Genomic DNA, 18021 nt, shown 5'->3' on the forward strand with positions numbered 1-18021 from the left:
GGGAAATTACATGGAGAACATTATTTTTATGAAAAATGTAAGAAAGGATTTCAATAAAAACTCAGCTTTAAAGAATGTAAGCTTTAATATTAAAGAAGGAGAAATCTTTGGATTTTTAGGTCCAAGTGGAGCAGGAAAAACAACAACAATTAAGCTGCTAACTTCTCAATTAAGTCCAACAAGCGGAGAAATAAAAGTATTTGGCAAAAATGTTATATCAAATAGAAAAGAGATATTTGAAAATACAGGAATTCTTTCAGATACTAGTGGTGTTTATGAGAGACTCTCAGTACAAGATAATCTTATGCTATATGCTGATATTACTGGAACTCCTAAGGGAAATGTTAAAGAAGTATTAGAGCAAATGGGCATGAGTGAGTATTCAAAAAAAGAAGGCAAAAAGCTTTCAAAAGGAATGAGACAAAGATTGATGTTAGCAAGGGCAGTAATTCATAAACCTAAATTATTATTCCTAGATGAGCCGACATCATCATTAGATCCAGGAACAACCTTAGAAATTCATAAGATGCTTAAAAAGCTTAATAAAGAAGGCACTACAATATTTTTAACCACTCATAATATGGAGGAAGCTGACAAGCTTTGTCATAGAGTTGCATTTTTAAATGATGGAGAAATAGTAGATATAGGAAATCCTGAAGAATTGAAGCTTAAATATACAAACGATAATATCAAAGTAATATTAAAAGATGAAAATAAAGAAATAATGATTAAGAATAATCTTGAAGGTGCAAAAGCAATTAAATCATGGATTGAAGAAGGAAGACTTCTGACAATTCATTCAATGGAGCCAAGCTTAGAGAAAATATTCTTAAATCTTACTGGGAGGGAGCTATAATGGAACTGTCAATGAGAAAAATAAATGCACTATTTAAAAAGGAAATAAAAGACTTAGGCAAAAATAAGAATGTATCTATTATGTATCTTCTGCCTATTTTCTTTAGTTTTGTATATTCGAAGATGCTTGGGGCAAGCTCCGCAGAGGAAGGTATAGGAAAATCTGACATATTAATCATGTGTTTAGGTATGAGCCTTACACTAGTAACAGGTTTTTGTATGGCAATGCTTATTGCTGAGGAAAAAGAAAAAAATACGCTTAGAACACTTATGCTTTCAGGGGTATCTGCAGGAGAATTTATTGCTGGAAAAGCACTTATAACACTTCTATTAACAGAAATAATTGATATTATAATCTTCTACCTAATTGGGATTGAAGTTAAATATTTAGGAATATATGTACTTCTTACAACTCCAGTGATATTCACAATGATTGAACTAGGAGCAGTAATAGGAATCCTTTCACCAAATCAAATGTCTACTGGAGTAATTGGAATGCCTATACTTTTTGCATTTCTTATGCTGCCAATATTCTCAAGATTCAATGAAACTATTGAAAACATTGCAGCAATTATACCTAATACGCATATGAATACAATGTTAGAAAAGTCATTTAAAGGGGAAGGATTAGGAGCAGGTGACATTAAAGGCATAGCAATAATGATAGCTTGGATAATAATTGGAGCATTAATTTTTGCATATGTATATAAGAAAAAAGGATTAGATAAGTAAAATTAATTGGTATTAAAAGATTATAGCTGCAACTGAAGGTTGCAGCTTTTAATATTGAGAAGAAATAACAAAATTGATAGAATTGAAAAATTTGGATATAATATTATTTAAATAAATTATTGGGGTGGGGCTAAATATGAGAAATTTATTAAGAATAACAGATTTATCAAAACATGATATTGAAAAAATATTCATAAAAGCAAAGGAATTAGAAACTAATAGTAATAGTGAATATCTAAAAAATAAGATTTTTATACTTTTCTTTCCTAATTCAAGTATTAGAACTAGAGTAACTTTTGAAAAAGGAATAACATCTTTAGGTGGACAAGTTATATTATTTCCAAGTGAAACACTAGATAAAAAAGAAGATATAAAAGATGTAGTTTCATACTTAGAAAATTGGGCGGATGGAATTATAGTAAGACATCCGGATATTAGTTTGATTGAAAAAATGTGTAAATATACAAAGATTCCAATTATTAATGCAATGACAAGTGAAAATCACCCTTGTGAGATCCTTTCAGATTTATATTCCATAAAAAAGTTAAGAGAAAATTATTTAGAATTAAAATATACGTTTGTTGGAGCAGATGGAAATATAGGTAGGTCATGGGCAGAAGCATCAAAAGTACTTAAGTTAAGATTAACACAAGTTTGTCCACAAGGTTATGAAATGAGTGGAGATTTAGGAGAATTTAAAGTATTGAATTCTATGGAAGAAGGGTTAAGAAATACTGATATAGTTTTAACTGATCCATTACCTGAAAAGAATGAGCAGTTTGAATCTTTCCAAGTTACAACAGAACTTATGTTAAAAGCAAATGATAATGCTTTATTAAATCCTTGTCCTCCATTTTTTAGAGGGGAAGAGGTTTCAGCAGAGGTGATTGAGTCGAAATATTTTGTTGGTTATGAATTTAAAAAAGCATTGCTATATGTTCAACAAGCTATCATATTATTTTGTTTAGAAATATAATTAACAATAAAACTTCTTTTATTATAGAAAAAAATGGTATAATCTATATCGAGGGGAGTGGTATAAAATGGAAAGAGTGGCGCTTTTAAAGTGTACTGAATATGATGTAGATATTATTGAAAAAAAACTTAGAGAGGGTTTTGAGCTTTTGGGTGGAACGACATTTTTAAAAACACTTATACCTAAAGATAGTAAAGTGCTTCTAAAACCTAATTTATTAAGTGTTATTGAAAAGGGGTCACCAGTTATAACCCATTATGCTTTTTTTGAAGCAGTTATTAGAATTGTTAAGGAATATAGTAATAATATAGTTTTTGGAGATTCACCGGGCTCTGAAGATACAAGAAAAGCCGCAGAAAATTCTGGGTTAATGGAAGTAGCTAATAAATATGGAGTAAAGTTTGTGGATTTTAATGAGGAAGTTCATGTTGAACTTGAGAATCCAATTATGTATAAATATTGGAATATAGCAAAGGCACCATATGAAGCTGATGTAGTTATAACTCTTCCAAAATTAAAAACTCATGCCATGATGTACTATACTGGAGCAGTTAAGAACCAATTTGGGTGTATACCAGGTAGAAAAAAAGCTGAGTGGCATACAAAACTTCCAGAACCAATTAAATTCAGTAAGATGTTATTGGATTTAAACTCTGTTGTTAAAACAAGTTTTGCAATACTCGACGGAATAATAGCTATGGAAGGGAATGGCCCTAGAAACGGTACTCCTAAAAAAATGGATACTATAATCATGGGAAAATGCCTTAGTGCAGTAGATTCTACAGCCGTAAGACTTATTGGTTATGATATGGTATTAGAAGTACCATTTTTAAATGTAGCTCATGAAACTAAATGGGGAGCAGTACTTCCAGAAGAAATTGAGGTATTAGGTGAAAAAATTGAAAAAATGAGATGCAAGAATTTTAAGCTATCTCGTAATGCTAAAGTGGTTAACTTTTTGACTCCAACCTTAAACAATTTGGTTTCCTCGCTAACTGCTCCAAATCCAGTCTTAATAGAAGATAAATGTGTAGGATGCAAAAAATGTGACGAGGTATGTCCAGAAAGACCAAAGGTAATATCCTTTGTTGAAAAAGATAAGAAATTAAGACCTAAATGGAATTATAGCAGCTGCATTAGATGTTTTTGTTGTCAGGAACTTTGCCCAAGAGGGGCAATTGAAACAAAGCATAAAGCTATAAGTAAAAGATTTGGGGTGAGGTAGTTACTGGTTTTATAATGTTAAAGGCAAAAATGCCTATGAACGAATATCAGCCCATGCATTAATGAATATATTTGGAATATAGAAAATATTAAAAGTTCTTTGGTATGTCCATAGAGCTTTTTTTATTATACAATAAATATAATCACTAGTTCACTATGTAGTGAAAAAACTGCGATAATAATAGTAAAATAGTGAATTATAGAGTTGCTTTTAGTATTAGAGAATATTTGAACCACAGGGAACGTATTTAATGATTGCAAGTTTTTAGGTGAAAATATATAATTAAATTGTCACTAGATAGTGAATAGATAATAAGAGGTGAATAAATTATGAGTAATATCTGCATTATAACAATGGAAAATAGAAGGCTCTATCCAGCACAGGTTTATGAAACTAAAGATAACCAATTAGAAGTACCACTTGTAAGTATTGATGCAATTTATAATTTATTATACAAAAGAGAAAGTATATTGGTTTTAGCTAATCAGTATGATCAAATGGGAATAAAATTAGAGAATTTTAACGGACATTTAGAAAAGTCGGATATAAAAGCGATATTTATAATAAATGATGAAGAAAATATAAGAAAGATTAATGAAGTAATGACTCTATCAGAAGCAGCTAAAAAGTGGGGATTATCTGATGGATCTACCATTAGAAAAGCTATAGAAAGAGGCAAATTTGAACAGGATGAAATAAAGCAGGCGGGTGATGTATGGATTACTACCTATTCTGCAATGGAAAAAGTATTTGGAAATATAAAAAATGAGGATAATGAGTTCATCATTTATGATGATTTAGAAAGTTGTATTTATAAACTCTATAATAAAGATGGTGCATTAGATTATCTTAAAGATGAAGAACTGGAGAGAAGAACAAAGGAGAATGATCATTTATACCAATATATAAAGAAAGTATTTGTTAAGGCCTTAGAAGCCATAAAAAAAGGCCGTAAGGTAATAATCAAAAAAAGCAGAAATAACAAGATAAAGCAGGTAATGTGCACTGAAAAAGAGTTATTCAGTTATATAGAACTCCTTCCTTATTTAAGAATGATGTCAATGAAAAGAAATGAACAATTGATTGATGAGCTTAAAAATAATAAATGATAAGAAAAAGTACCGTAAATTTTTTTACGGTACTTTTTATGACATTTATTTAATACTAGGTAAATGATAGTTTGAACGATTTTTCAAAGTATTAATAAATAAAGAATCTAAAAAATGGATCAAATTTGTACATTGGGTATTGATAGTTATATGGTATATTATTTTGAGTGTTACATGGCATATTATTTTGAGTAGCATATGGCATATAATTTTGGCTAGTATATGGATTATAATTATATATTGGGTTAAGGTTTTGATTTTCTAAAGACTTTTGATAAGGGTGAGATTCATATTCAAAAGCATAAATTTCGTAATTAAATTTTTGCGGGTGATGTTCCTCTTTATGATGCTCTTTTTCATGCTCTTCACAATGATGTCCTTTGGATTTTTTATGTCTAAAATCTTCTGATTCAGTATTATCTTCCTCTATTGCGGCATCTGGGTCTTGAAAAAACTCTTCATCATAGTGGGTCCTTGCCATAAAATATGGATTAGGTATGAATGGCATTTGAGTAAAATCAGGAAACTGATTTATAGTTCTCGGAAAATAGATATTTTCAGAATCAAGGTCATACACATTTTCATTACTTTCAATTAATTTTTCAGCTTGCATTTTATACTCCATTAAAATTTTTATTACACTAAATGATATATGAGAAAATAAAAAAAAAGGTGAATAATAAGGATTTTATGTATAATCATATAAATTGATTTAAAGTGATATAAAGTTATATTTATATTATAATATATTAGAAGGTTTATATTAACGATTTTGGAAGGATATATATTAATGAATAATGAAAATAATAAAAGAGCGTTACTTGTTATAGATATACAAGAGGATGCAACTGGAACAAAATCGAAAAATCCCTATAAAGATGCAAAAAAGCTTATTGATAATGCGAATCTAATCATAAATGAAAGCAATAAAAAAGGCATAACTATTATATATATAAAGCATTATTTTAAGAATAATATCTTTTATAGACTAATTACTAAAAATAGATTTATCAAAGGAACCCCAGGAAGTGAAATAGATTCAAGAATAAATATTATTGGTAATAATATTTTTACAAAGGAAAAAGGAGATGCATTTACTAATCCATATTTAAATGGTTTTATCAATGAGAAAGGAATTAAGGAACTATTTATAATAGGATTAGATGCAGCTGATTGCGTATATAAAACATCCAAAGGTGCTAAATCTAGAGGATATAAGGTTTTTGTTATAGTTGATGCAATTGTAACATCTAATATGGGGAATATGCCTAAGATACTAGAGAAATTTAAACAAGGAGGAATAGGGCTAATTTCTTTTGAAGAGTTTAAAAAATTGACTGAGAGAAGTAGCTATTTAATCAATGTATAGAATAAAAATTTAAGAATTAAGGGATGAAGTTATGAAGAAAGTTATATCATTTATGATAATACTCTTGATTATTATACAAGGAATAGTTTTATATATGTTTTTTAGTGATAAACTAGCAAGTTATCAGGAAAATATTATAAATACAATTTGGATAGGTTCAGCAGTACTTGGAACACTTTTTGGGATTTTATACTTTAGGGTAAATAAGGAAAGTAAAATACCAATAAATACAGCGTCAATAATAGCAATTGCAGGTTTAATAGCATTTCCATTCCTACTTTTTAGATATTGGTTAGTGGTATTTGGGTTATTTATATTGGCATTGAGTTTACATTTTTATAAGTATAGAGAAAATAAATTTACTATTTTTCCTGTATTATCAACAATAATAGGAGTGTACTCAGGCGGTGTATATTTCTTAATGAGATGGATAACTTCAATGTAGGAGGGTTTTTATATGAATAATAATATAAAAGCTATTTTATTTGATTCAGGGAGAGTGTTAAATGGACCGGTTACAGGAAGTTGGTCTATTTCACCCAATTTTTATAAGTATATTAATAAGAAAATGTTTAACTCACTTTTTTTAAAAAATAAAAATAATGCTATGAAAAAAGCTTGGAGATATATAAATTCACAAACTTTAATTGCAACTGAAGAACAAGAGTATAAGCATTTCATAAATTTTTTTGAAATACTTTCAAGTGAATTACCAGAGCTTGAATTGACCAAAGAAAAAGTTGAATTACTGGCTAAAGATTTTGTTTATAACTATGATAAATATAAATTCTATGACGATGTATTTGAGATAATACCAGATTTAAGCAAGTATTATAAATTAGCAGTAATATCTGATGCATGGCCATCGTTAGAAAATGTATTTAGACAAGCTAATTTGCGTAATTATTTTTCTTCATTTATTATCTCTTCTAAAAAAGGAGTAACCAAGCCAAATGAATTGATGTACAAATATGCCCTTGAAGAACTAGGTGTTAAACCAGAAGAGGCAGTATTTATTGATGACAATCCTAAAAACTGTGATGGAGCAAGTAAGTTAGGGATTAAAACAGTTTTACTTAATAGAGGAAAATTATTATTATTAAGAAATAAAGTAATTATTAGAAGTAAACATAAAGTAATAAGAAATTTAAATGATTTAGTAAATTTATTAAATGAGTAAATTTGTTTAATAGAGCTTTAAAGGAGGAATTGAAATGGAACCTAAGTGGCTGACCTGGGCTAAAGAACTACAGTTAATTGCACAAGCAGGTTTAACATATTCAACTGATAAGTTTGATCTTGAAAGATTTCAGCAAATAAGAGATTTATCAATTGAGATACTAAGCGAATATACCGAGATTAGTAATGAAAAGATAAAAGATTTATTTTGCAATGAAGTTGGTTATCAAACACCGAAAGTAGAGATAAGAGGTGCGATATTTAAGGATGATAAAATTTTATTAGTTAAGGAAAGTATTGATGGATGTTGGTCTTTGCCTGGAGGTTGGGCAGAAGTAAATTTATCCATTAAAGAAAATGTAGCAAAAGAAGCTATGGAGGAAGCTGGTGTTAAAGTTATACCACAAAAATTAATTGCGGTTCTAGAAAGAAGCAAACACTATGAAGAGCCATTCCCATATGGTGTATATAAAGCTTTCGTACTATGTGAACTTGTAGATGGTGAATTTAAAAAGAATATTGAAACAGTAGCTAGTGACTTTTTTGATGTAACTAATTTGCCGGAGTTATCTCTAGGTAGAAATACTAAAAAGCAAATAGAAATGTGCTTTGAGGCCCACAAAAATAAAGACTTTATAACAATATTTGATTAAGAATATTTAAGTAGTATGAATTTATTTCATACTACTTTATTTTTGTTTCAATATTAAAATATATATTAATAAATGTAATATATATTTGACACAAATTAATATATATTATAATATTATATATAGAAAGGACGGTGAGCAGATGGCAAAAAACTTGAGAATAAAAGCTGCAAGGGCAGCAATAGATATGACACAAAAGGACTTGGCTGAAGCAATTGGCATCACAAGACAAACTATGAATGCAATTGAAAAAGGTGATTATAATCCAACAATTAAATTATGCATTGCTATTTGCAAAGTCTTAGGAAAGAAATTAGATGATTTATTTTGGGAGGAATAGTTTATGAGAGATAATTGTGAATTTGATGAGAGACAATTATGGTTAAGGGGAAATGTGTTTAAACATATTGTAATAATAATGGGAGTATTACTTTTGTTAGATGCATTTTTAAAAAGTTCAGATATTTACTGGGCTGATGAAATGTACTCAAATATCATAATATTAATATTCGCAACTATGGTAGGATCTGTAGAGATGATTATTCAGGATGTATACTTGGGAAAAAGAAATAATAGTAAAATTATTATCGGATTAATGGGTTTAAGTGGAACAGTAGGCTTTGTTTTAACAGTATTTGAATTAATAAGTGGAAAAAGTAAGTTTTTATTAAATGGTCAATTAACTAATTCAGGTTCAGGATTTATAATAGATTTATGTATATTAACTATTGTAATAACCTATATAATAAAATCAAATTATAACAAAAAACTAGAATTCGAAGAATAACTTGAAATTATAAATATCAATTTACATGTGCATAATAACTCTATAACAACTAAAGGAGTGATATTATGGCAGTAAATAAAAATCGTAAACCAGATAAAAGTAGATCGCAATTTGAAAGGGTTGAATATGATATACCTACAGATGAAGTTCAAACAAATACTTCGCATACAGCAAATAAACCGCAGCCTAAGTTTGTTAAAAAATAATATTAAATTTTTAGAATGCCGTATATTCTTAACGTGGAGATACGGTATTTTTATTTAAACTTATTATTGATTATCTTGAATATAATTGTAAAATTAATTATATCGATAGAAAATTATATTCAACCATGTGATGGAGGACATAATGAATAAGACAATAGGTATATTAGCCCATGTTGATGCTGGAAAAACAACCTTGGCGGAACAAATACTTTATCATACAAAAAGTATTAGAAGCAGAGGAAGGGTAGATCATAAAAATACTTTGCTAGATAGTCATAGTATAGAAAAGGATAGAGGAATTACTGTATTTTCTGATCAGGCGATATTTAATTATAATGATTCAACATATTTTTTAATAGATACTCCAGGGCATATTGATTTTTCACCTGAAATGGAGAGAGCTATTAATGCAATGGATTATGGAATCATTATATTAAGTGGAGTTGACGGAGTGCAAGGGCATACAGAAACAGTATGGCAATTACTAAGAAAGTATAACAAGCCAACCCTTTTCTTCATAAATAAAATAGATAGAAACTCAGCAAATATTGAAAAAGTTATAGAGGAAATTAAGACAGACTTAACGAAAGATGTTCTTTTCATTCCAAAAGAATTTGTTAATAAGCCTTTAAATGAAGAATTTATAGAATTTATAGCTGAGCGTGATGAAAAGCTACTTGAACAATATTTAAATGGAGACTTTGAGGAAGCTTTATGGATAGATTCTCTTAAAAAAATGATTAAGAATAATAAAATTTTCCCGTGTTTTTGTGGTTCAGCTTTACAAGATGTAGGAGTTGAAGAGTTTATATTTGCATTAGATAAGCTTACCTATACTCAATATAATGAAAATGAAGAATTTGGTGGACAAGTATATAAAATTAGATATGACGAACAAGGAAATAAAGTTACTTATATTAAAGCATTAACAGGTAAATTAAAGATTAGGGATGACGTGAAAGTAAATTCAGCTACGGAAAGATTTACTGAAAAAATTACTCAAATTAGACTCTATAATGGCAGTAAATTTAAAGCAGTTGATGATATTTCAGCAGGTGAAGTTTTTGGAGTTATTGGACTAAATGAAGCTAAGGTTGGTGATGGAATAGGAAATTATTTTGAGAAAGTAAATTATGAAATGATACCAACATTAAAATCGAAAGTGATTTTTGATAAGGCTTTAAATATAAAAGAGGTTTTAAATAAATTTAAAATTTTAGAGGCGGAAGATCCTTCATTAAATGTTGAGTGGAACGAGAAATTGCAAGAAATACAAGTTAATATAATGGGGGTAATTCAATTAGAGGTTTTAAAACAGTTATTAGAAGAGCGATTTAAACTTAATGTAGAATTTGGTCCATGTGAGATTTTATATAAGGAGACCCTATTAACTGAAGGAATAGGATACGGGCATTTTGAACCCTTAAAACATTATGCAGAAGTTCATTTAAAGCTTGAACCAGCTGAAAGAAATAGTGGAATAATTTTTGAAAATCAATGTCATGCTGATGACATGACAATAGGTCACCAAAACTTAGTAAGAACTCATATATTTGAAAGGGAACACCATGGCATACTAACAGGTTCACCATTAACAGATATAAAAGTTACATTATTAACTGGTAGAACTCATAATAAGCATACATCTGGAGGAGACTTTAGAGAAGCTACATTTAGAGCATTAAGGCAAGGACTAGAGAATTGTAAAAATGTATTATTAGAGCCATTCTATAGATTTAAAATGGATGCACATATAGATTATTTGGGACGGCTACTATCAGATATAGAAAAGTTAAATGGAAGTTTTGAGACACCTGAAATTAATAACGAAAAAATAGTTATTATAGGGAGAGGACCAGTAGCCACTTTTATGAATTATGGAACCGATTTTGTGGCTGTAACCAAAGGTAAAGGAAAATTAAACTTCACATTTGATGGATACGATATTTGCCATAATGAGAATGAAGTACTTGAAAAAATATCGTATGATAGAAATGCAGATATTGAATATACTTCAACTTCAGTATTTTGTTCAAAAGGTCAAGCATTTTTAGTAGATGGAAGTGAAGCAAAAGATTATATGCATTGTCTAAAATAAGATTTTGTTAGTAAAAAACTGTTCATGAAGATTATTTCATGAACAGTTTTAGTTTTTGAATATGAAAATTTAAATTGCTGGCTCTAGATCTAAATCCTTAAAGTACTTGCTTAACGTATAAGCAATACCATCTTCCTCATTAGATAAAGTTACTTCATCAGCTATAGCTTTTAAATCATCAACTGCATTAGCCATAGCTACACCTATACCAGCATATTTAACCATTGAAGCATCATTATGACCATCACCAAAGGCTATCATCTCTTCTTTTTTATATCCCATAGGAGTTAACACAGTATCTAAAGCCTTTGCCTTATCAATTCCTTCTGCAGTAAATTCAAAGTAAAAAGGTGCTGTAAACACACAGCATAAAGAGTCTTTAAAAGGTTCCATCATTTCTTTATAATGCTCTTTAAGATAATCTGGGTCTCCAGCAGTTAAAATTTTATTTAAAGGATAGTCAGCAAAAGCTGCTAAGTCATCTTTCTCGCATAATTTGAATTTCCCGCCACGAGATTCATATTGAATTATGTTAATAGAAGTACCATTGTTATTTATTTGATTGTTAAAAACATCATTAACATACATATAATCGCCTTTGTCAATCATAGGCCTAACATCAAATTTTTTCATATGCTCAAGCACTGCTTGTCCTTGTTCAACACTCATGGTTTCATTGAATAAAACTTCGTTTGTCTCACAATCTACAACCTTAGATCCATTAAAAGAGACTAAAAGTCCATGATTTTCATTCATTTTTAATTCTTTGGCAAAATCCATCAATCCTGATGTTGGTCTTCCTGATGCTAAAACTAATATAACACCAGATTCTTGAGCTTTAATTAAAGCTTCTTTTGTCTTTTTAGTTATTTCTTTTTTACTATTTGTTAATGTACCATCTACATCCATAATAATTACTTTTATATTACTCATATGTATTCCCCCTATCGTTTTATTTGATTATATAAATTCTTTTTTTAGAAATAAATAGGGTGAACAAAGAATGAAAAAAAATTATCAAAAATAATTAAGTTTGTAAATTAATAATGAAATAAGCTTATCAAATATTCATGCATCATGAATTTGTAATTAAAGGAATATTTTGTTATGATTTAATAAAGAAACTTGCTTTTTAAAAGGAGTAAATATGAGTGATTTTAGATATAAATATCGAGAGTTGAAAATAATTGAATTAAGTGATGCCACAGAGCTTATCAAAAAAGTTTTTATGATTTTTGAAGCACCTGACTTCCCGGAAGAAGGAGTAGAAACATTTATAAAATTTATTGAATCAGATTCATTAAAGGATGAATTTGAAGAGGGATCCTTAAGGTTCTTTGGATGCTTTGATGATAACAAAATAATTGGTGTTATAGGAACAAGGAAGGTAAATCATATATGTTTGCTTTTTGTAGATAGGGAATATCATAAACAAGGAATTGGGAAAAAACTATTTGAAAAGGTTAAAGAATCAATACAGGAAAAAAAGGTTACTGTAAATTCTTCACCTTATGCAGTTGGATTCTACCATTCACTTGGGTTTAAAGATAAGGGTATGGAACAATTAGTAGATGGAATTAGATTTACTCCAATGGAATATATAAAGGAGTAGAGTATGAATATTAAAATAATATACTTTGCAACTAAGGCATTAATTATTAAGGACAATAAATTTCTAGCTGTTCACAAATCATCTGTTGATCATAATTTATTTGAATTACCTGGTGGTAGGTTAGAATATGGCGAAACACCTGAAGAAACATTAGATAGAGAATTAAAGGAAGAGCTTAATTTAAAGGTAAATCCATTAAGGATTCTCGATACTTGGACATATATTGCTGATAATTTTCAGATAGCTGGAATTATTTGTTTATGTACAATAAAAGAAGGTACAGTAACTTTATCAGATGAACACGACAGATTTGAATGGTTACCATTTGAAAAAGAATCTACTAAATATATGAACTGTATATTTGAAGGTAGAATGAACAAATGGGATTTTGAGGTTCTATTAAAAGAATTACAATAATTATGTAACATAGGAGAAGTAAATGAGAAGTTCAGATGAACAATTGAAAAATCGTGGATATATAACATCAAAAGATATAGAGAATTACTTAAGCTTAAATAAAGATAAACTATTAGAACTATTAAAATCTAAAGAAGCATATAAAAGAACCATTGCAATAAATGTATATAGGAGTAAATATGGTTTAGAAAAAGACACTATTTATTTGTTTTGTGAAATGTTAAAAGATGAAAAAAAACTTTATACAAAGCTTGAAATATGTGAAGCCTTATCACAGGGTTCTATTGAAGCAGCTAAAATTATGGTGAATTACCTAGGGCGTATAGGGAATAACCAATATAGAGAATTACCTACTAAGAAATTTAATAAAAAGAGCTATCCACTTCCTAGAGATATTATTGCAAGGACTTTATCGCATATGGGACTAGAGGTATTACCTGAACTTATAAATGTTTTAAAATCTAATTATGTTTTACGTATTAGTGAAGCTATAGATGCTATTGGATTTATATGTTTTTATAATAATGTATCAGATAACAGTGGTTTAGAAGAACTAATAATGGTTTTAGAGAAATACAGTGAAGATGAAATTATAAGGTGGAAAATAGTTAGAGCCTTAGAAAGCTTTCAAACCGAAAAAACACTAAAAATACTAAAAGATATTATGGAAAGTGATAGTAATGAAACTATAAGAAATGAAGCAAAAAGGTCTCTAGATATTATAAATAATTATATGAGGTGAAGTATGTTTAAATTTGATTTAAATAATTGTTTCTGGATTAATAAACCGAAAAATCATGAAGCAAATAAGGATAAGATTATCATTACAACAGATCCTAATACAGATTTTTGGCAAAGAACTTATTATGGCTTTAGGAATGACAATGCTCCAGCATTATTAATTAAAACAGAAGAAAAATACTTTTCACTTACTATAAGGACAGATTTTAATAGTAAGAAATTGTTTGATCAATGTGGAGTAATTATTTATCAAAACTCAGACAATTGGTTTAAAGCTTCAATAGAATATGAGAATGAGGAATATCAAAGGCTTGGTAGTGTAGTTACAAATAAAGGATATTCTGATTGGGCAACCACTGATATAGATGGAACGATAAAAACAATGTATTATAGATTAAGCCGTAGAGAAAGTGATTTTTGTATTGAAAATTCATACGACGGTAAAGTATTTACACAAATGAGAATTTTTCACTTGTTTGAAGGAAATGAGAAAATTAACATTGGAATATATGCTTGCAGCCCTTCAGATTCAAGCTTTGAAGCTATATTTTCTGAAATTAATATAAGTGAATGTTTATGGGAAGAACATAAATAATATAAGGTAGGGATAAGGTTATGGAAAAAGAATTGATAGGAATGTGTGGTACGTATTGTGGAGTATGCGAGTGGAAGGAAAAGGCAAATTGTCCTGGTTGTCAAAAGTGTAAAGGACAACCTTTTTGGGGAAAATGTTCAATTGCAAGTTGTTCAATAGAAAAAGGCTTTAATCATTGTGGTCACTGTACAAGTGTACCATGTGAAAAATTGATAGATGCGTATAACGATGAAGAACATGGTGATAATGGTGAAAGATTAATAAATTTAAAAAATTGGGCAGATGGTAAAGATACATTTTTAAAGTTAAGAACAATAAATACAGAAGACAGTATATTATAGGAGGAGTACTAATGAATTTTATAATTTTAGGTAGTGGAGGATGTGTAGCATTGCCTAAACCTTTATGTCAGTGTAGGGTGTGTCAAGAAGCAAGAATAAAGGGAAACCCATATTCAAGATATGGCTGTAGTCTATATCTTGAGGATATAGAGCTATTAGTTGATACGCCTGAGGATATAGTCCATGCCCTTAATTATTCTAATATTAAAGAGGTAAATAAAGTATTATTTAGCCATATGGATCCTGATCATGTACTTGGAATGAGAGTGTTTGAGCATTTAAGACTTAATTGGTTTGAAGTAGAAGAGAAGAAGGAATGCTTAAATTCTATAACAGTACTTGCTATGAAACATGTTTTGGAAGATATAAATTCTATAAGATCTAAGTATGGTTCATATTTAGATTACTATGAAAAAACCAGAAACTTAATTAAAAGAGAAGTTGTAGAAGAGTACATATACTTAGATCATATTAAATTGACATTTATTAAAGCAGGGGTTGCAACAGTTTTTGTCTTTGAAGAGAAGAATAAAAAAGTTATATATGCTCCATGTGATGTTAAGCCATTTCCTATAAATAGTATATTTATGAATGCTGATGTTATGATAATTGGGAATACAATTGTTGGAGATGAGCTTAAGGATGGCTACATATTGAATAATGACAGCAATATATTTGGTGAACTTTTCAGAATGAATGAAATCCAAGATTTAAAAAATCAATATAATATTAAGAAAGTTATTATAACACATCTTGAAGAAGATTGGGGAAAGTCATATGATGACTATTTAAATTTGCAAGAACAATATGATGGAATACTATTTGCATATGATGGAATGAAAGTTGAAGTATAGTAGATTTAGGCAGAGACGGTAGTCTCTGCTTTTTTATGCTAAAATAAATCAATATATCCATATGTTGACAATATACAGTTAGACTGTATATAATATAACTATACAGTTAAACTGTATAGTTTAACTTACTATTTGGAGGAACTATGAATAGAGATAAAAACTTACCATTAACAGAAACAACTTATTACATTCTTTTAGCATTATTAGAACCTTCACATGGATATCTTATTATGCAAAAGATTGAAGAATTAAGTAATGACCAAGTAAAGATAGCAGCAGGTACACTTTACGGTGCTATAGAAAATTTACAAAAGCAAAAGCTTATCGAATCAGTTAAAAGTGATGATAGCAGACGAAAGGTTTATGTGATAACTGAAAAGGGCAGAGAAATATTAAAGCTTGACTATGAAAGAATGAGTAGAATGCTTAGTGTGACTAAAGAATTGATGAAATTCTAATCAAGGGGGTATTAATGTGAACAAGTTAAAGTGTTTTATTGATCATGATAAAGAAGAAAAATGGCTAAATGATATGGCTAAAAAAGGTTATGAATTAGTTGATGTACTTTTTACGTATAAATTTCGAAAGGCTGATCCAGAGGATGCAACAATAAAAATTGATTTTAGAAAGTTTAAAAATCAAGAAGATTTTATAGATTATTGCACTTTGTTTGAAGACAGTGGTTGGAAACACCTAGTTGGAAGTAAGAATTCTGGAGTTCAGTATTTTAAAAAAATTAGTGAAAATAGCCAAGAAGATATTTTCTCTGATACTATGTCTAAGGCAGGAAAATATAAAAGACTATCAAATATGTGGGCATCTTTAGCTATAGCATACTTGCCTTTTCTATCAGTTTTAATTTCAATGAGATATATTAATGTTAATGCAATGATGAATCCTAAGCTATTATACCTAACTCCTGGACTTTGGGAAATGAATGGTTTTACCTTTTGGAGACATTTCTTATTTGAAACACCATTTGCAATTTCAAGAGGCTTTATTTGGTTATTGATACCTTTTGTAATAATTATCTACGCTATATGTGCAGTAAAAGCTGAACTTTTATATAGAAAACAAAAAGAAATGTAGATTATGAGGTGGATTAGCTTGAAAACAAATAAGTTTTTAAATATTCTAAGAATAGCAACTTTATTTGTGGCAGTGATATGTATTTTAATTGCAATGTTTAGTGGTGGTTTTGATGAGTATTGGATAATAGGATGGATCTCAATGATTTTATCATCGATAATTAATCTTAGAATGCATCATCTTAAAAATAAAAGTTAATTTAAATTTAAATGTTTATTCCGATCCATGAATATAAAATATTAAAATAATCAAACTATTAAAAATATATATTAATATAGTTTGGAGTGATTTAAATGGATGAAATATCATTTAACGAATTGAGTATTCAGGGTAATCAGAATAAAAAAGATTTAGAGCAAGATTTAAAAGTGTTGCAGGAAAATGTTAGGGTTTTAGATGCAACCGGTGAAATGTTAAGTGAAATAGTAGACATAAAACAAAACAACTACAGTCTTGAAAATAAGTCCTAGGAAAAAGGACTTATTTTTTTTATAAAAATAATGTAATGAGAATATTTTTATTTAATTTAAATAATATGTAATAGATTACAAAATAAATTGGTTGTGGGGGATTAAAATGAGGATTTTTATAGTTAGACATGCTAATAAGGAGTTTGGAGATTATTATAATGATAAACTTAAACATCAGGATTCACCTTTAAGTGATGAAGGAGTAGAAAAAGCTAAAAGATTAGTAGATTATTTTAAATATGAGAAAGTTGATAAAATTATAGCTAGCGAATATTTAAGAGCTTTTCAAACAGCTAAATATGTTGCAGAAAGTAAAGGATTAGAAATAATTAGGGATAAAAGATTAAATGAAATTGATAATGGAATTATTGAAGCTATGAGTGATGAAGAGATAATAGAAAAATACCCAGATTTCTGGAATGACTTTTTTACATACTCAAAAGATGTGAGGTTTCCTGAGGGGGAAACAGGAGACGAGGTAAAGAAAAGGCAAGATGAGCTTTTAGAAGAACTTAAAAAGGATAATAAAAATGTTTTATTAGTTGGTCATGAAGGGTATATAAGGCTATTAATGTGTAATTTATTACAAATTCCAGTATATAAAAGGAACCTATTTAAGGTTGAGATGTGTGGGATAATGGAATTTGAATTCGATAAAAAACTAAATTCATGGAGAGTAATTAGATTTAATCAAAGTTTAGATATATAAATTTATG

The 18021-nt window shown here is 28.7% G+C and carries 26 protein-coding genes; 24 read left to right on the forward strand and 2 right to left on the reverse strand.

Going from position 1 to position 18021, the window contains the following annotated elements:
• Positions 1 to 10: 10 nt before the first annotated feature.
• From L1S47_RS02275 to L1S47_RS02295, 5 genes are all read left to right on the forward strand, one after another.
• Positions 11 to 856 (forward strand): ABC transporter ATP-binding protein, encoded by an 846-nt coding sequence (locus L1S47_RS02275; protein ID WP_238881861.1) that lies wholly within the window; start codon positions 11 to 13, stop codon positions 854 to 856.
• Positions 856 to 1587 carry an ABC transporter permease gene (locus L1S47_RS02280; protein ID WP_238881862.1) on the forward strand — a complete coding sequence of 244 codons (732 nt, stop codon included), beginning with the start codon at positions 856 to 858 and terminating at the stop codon, positions 1585 to 1587. Before L1S47_RS02275 ends, L1S47_RS02280 begins: the two co-directional genes overlap by 1 nt.
• 136 nt (positions 1588 to 1723) lie before the next feature.
• Positions 1724 to 2563, forward strand: coding sequence for an ornithine carbamoyltransferase (locus L1S47_RS02285; RefSeq protein ID WP_238881863.1), 840 nt, complete (start codon positions 1724 to 1726; stop codon positions 2561 to 2563).
• A 67-nt stretch (positions 2564 to 2630) separates the two neighbouring features.
• Complete coding sequence (locus L1S47_RS02290) at positions 2631 to 3788, forward strand: DUF362 domain-containing protein (protein WP_238881864.1); 1158 nt, start codon at positions 2631 to 2633, stop codon at positions 3786 to 3788.
• Positions 3789 to 4117: 329 nt separating this feature from the next.
• Positions 4118 to 4897: a helix-turn-helix domain-containing protein gene (locus tag L1S47_RS02295; protein WP_238881865.1), complete on the forward strand. Its 780-nt coding sequence runs from the start codon at positions 4118 to 4120 to the stop codon at positions 4895 to 4897.
• A 91-nt stretch (positions 4898 to 4988) separates the two neighbouring features.
• Here L1S47_RS02295 and L1S47_RS02300 read toward each other — a convergent pair whose 3' ends face one another.
• Positions 4989 to 5510: a hypothetical protein gene (locus L1S47_RS02300; protein ID WP_238881866.1), complete on the reverse strand. Its 522-nt coding sequence runs from the start codon at positions 5508 to 5510 to the stop codon at positions 4989 to 4991.
• Positions 5511 to 5687: 177 nt separating this feature from the next.
• Here L1S47_RS02300 and L1S47_RS02305 point away from each other — a divergent pair, with 177 nt between their 5' ends.
• From L1S47_RS02305 to L1S47_RS02340, 8 genes are all read left to right on the forward strand, one after another.
• A complete protein-coding gene (locus L1S47_RS02305) occupies positions 5688 to 6266 on the forward strand; it encodes an isochorismatase family cysteine hydrolase (protein WP_238881867.1) in 579 nt (192 codons plus the stop codon).
• A gap of 31 nt (positions 6267 to 6297) precedes the next feature.
• Positions 6298 to 6711: a hypothetical protein gene (locus L1S47_RS02310; protein WP_238881868.1), complete on the forward strand. Its 414-nt coding sequence runs from the start codon at positions 6298 to 6300 to the stop codon at positions 6709 to 6711.
• A 12-nt stretch (positions 6712 to 6723) separates the two neighbouring features.
• Positions 6724 to 7446 carry an HAD family hydrolase gene (locus L1S47_RS02315; RefSeq protein ID WP_238881869.1) on the forward strand — a complete coding sequence of 241 codons (723 nt, stop codon included), beginning with the start codon at positions 6724 to 6726 and terminating at the stop codon, positions 7444 to 7446.
• 34 nt (positions 7447 to 7480) lie between these two features.
• A complete protein-coding gene (locus L1S47_RS02320) occupies positions 7481 to 8098 on the forward strand; it encodes an NUDIX hydrolase (protein WP_238881870.1) in 618 nt (205 codons plus the stop codon).
• 139 nt (positions 8099 to 8237) lie between these two features.
• Entirely contained in the window at positions 8238 to 8435 is a 198-nt protein-coding gene (locus L1S47_RS02325; RefSeq protein WP_238881871.1) for a helix-turn-helix transcriptional regulator, read from the forward strand.
• 3 nt (positions 8436 to 8438) lie between these two features.
• Positions 8439 to 8882 (forward strand): hypothetical protein, encoded by a 444-nt coding sequence (locus L1S47_RS02330; RefSeq protein ID WP_238881872.1) that lies wholly within the window; start codon positions 8439 to 8441, stop codon positions 8880 to 8882.
• A 65-nt stretch (positions 8883 to 8947) separates the two neighbouring features.
• Entirely contained in the window at positions 8948 to 9088 is a 141-nt protein-coding gene (locus tag L1S47_RS02335) for a hypothetical protein (RefSeq protein WP_202767099.1), read from the forward strand.
• 142 nt (positions 9089 to 9230) lie between these two features.
• Positions 9231 to 11186 carry a translation factor GTPase family protein gene (locus L1S47_RS02340; RefSeq protein ID WP_238881873.1) on the forward strand — a complete coding sequence of 652 codons (1956 nt, stop codon included), beginning with the start codon at positions 9231 to 9233 and terminating at the stop codon, positions 11184 to 11186.
• Between the two features lie 69 nt (positions 11187 to 11255).
• Here L1S47_RS02340 and L1S47_RS02345 read toward each other — a convergent pair whose 3' ends face one another.
• Positions 11256 to 12119: a Cof-type HAD-IIB family hydrolase gene (locus L1S47_RS02345; RefSeq protein WP_238881874.1), complete on the reverse strand. Its 864-nt coding sequence runs from the start codon at positions 12117 to 12119 to the stop codon at positions 11256 to 11258.
• A gap of 214 nt (positions 12120 to 12333) precedes the next feature.
• Between L1S47_RS02345 and L1S47_RS02350 the strand changes: the two genes are divergently transcribed.
• The 11 genes from L1S47_RS02350 to L1S47_RS02400 all read left to right on the forward strand — a co-directional run bounded on the left by L1S47_RS02350 (position 12334) and on the right by L1S47_RS02400 (position 18014).
• A complete protein-coding gene (locus L1S47_RS02350) occupies positions 12334 to 12798 on the forward strand; it encodes a GNAT family N-acetyltransferase (RefSeq protein ID WP_238881875.1) in 465 nt (154 codons plus the stop codon).
• 3 nt (positions 12799 to 12801) lie between these two features.
• On the forward strand, positions 12802 to 13215 hold the full coding sequence (locus L1S47_RS02355) for an NUDIX domain-containing protein (protein ID WP_238881876.1): 414 nt from the start codon (positions 12802 to 12804) through the stop codon (positions 13213 to 13215).
• A gap of 22 nt (positions 13216 to 13237) precedes the next feature.
• Entirely contained in the window at positions 13238 to 13957 is a 720-nt protein-coding gene (locus tag L1S47_RS02360; RefSeq protein ID WP_238881877.1) for a HEAT repeat domain-containing protein, read from the forward strand.
• 3 nt (positions 13958 to 13960) lie between these two features.
• Positions 13961 to 14551 (forward strand): DUF1349 domain-containing protein, encoded by a 591-nt coding sequence (locus L1S47_RS02365; protein WP_238881878.1) that lies wholly within the window; start codon positions 13961 to 13963, stop codon positions 14549 to 14551.
• Positions 14552 to 14571: 20 nt separating this feature from the next.
• Positions 14572 to 14892: a DUF3795 domain-containing protein gene (locus L1S47_RS02370; protein WP_238881879.1), complete on the forward strand. Its 321-nt coding sequence runs from the start codon at positions 14572 to 14574 to the stop codon at positions 14890 to 14892.
• Positions 14893 to 14903: 11 nt separating this feature from the next.
• Positions 14904 to 15746, forward strand: a complete 843-nt coding sequence (locus tag L1S47_RS02375; protein ID WP_238881880.1) for an MBL fold metallo-hydrolase — start codon at positions 14904 to 14906, stop codon at positions 15744 to 15746.
• 143 nt (positions 15747 to 15889) lie between these two features.
• A complete protein-coding gene (locus tag L1S47_RS02380; RefSeq protein ID WP_238881881.1) occupies positions 15890 to 16204 on the forward strand; it encodes a PadR family transcriptional regulator in 315 nt (104 codons plus the stop codon).
• A gap of 16 nt (positions 16205 to 16220) precedes the next feature.
• Positions 16221 to 16835 (forward strand): DUF2812 domain-containing protein, encoded by a 615-nt coding sequence (locus tag L1S47_RS02385; RefSeq protein WP_373689013.1) that lies wholly within the window; start codon positions 16221 to 16223, stop codon positions 16833 to 16835.
• Positions 16836 to 16853: 18 nt separating this feature from the next.
• On the forward strand, positions 16854 to 17033 hold the full coding sequence (locus L1S47_RS02390) for a hypothetical protein (RefSeq protein WP_238881882.1): 180 nt from the start codon (positions 16854 to 16856) through the stop codon (positions 17031 to 17033).
• 95 nt (positions 17034 to 17128) lie between these two features.
• Positions 17129 to 17305, forward strand: a complete 177-nt coding sequence (locus L1S47_RS02395) for a hypothetical protein (protein ID WP_238881883.1) — start codon at positions 17129 to 17131, stop codon at positions 17303 to 17305.
• Between the two features lie 106 nt (positions 17306 to 17411).
• Positions 17412 to 18014: a histidine phosphatase family protein gene (locus tag L1S47_RS02400; RefSeq protein ID WP_238881884.1), complete on the forward strand. Its 603-nt coding sequence runs from the start codon at positions 17412 to 17414 to the stop codon at positions 18012 to 18014.
• Positions 18015 to 18021: the final 7 nt, after the last annotated feature.

It is taken from the genome of Clostridium sp. YIM B02551 (assembly GCF_022324735.1).
GTDB classification, from domain to species: domain Bacteria; phylum Bacillota; class Clostridia; order Clostridiales; family Clostridiaceae; genus Clostridium_T; species Clostridium_T paridis.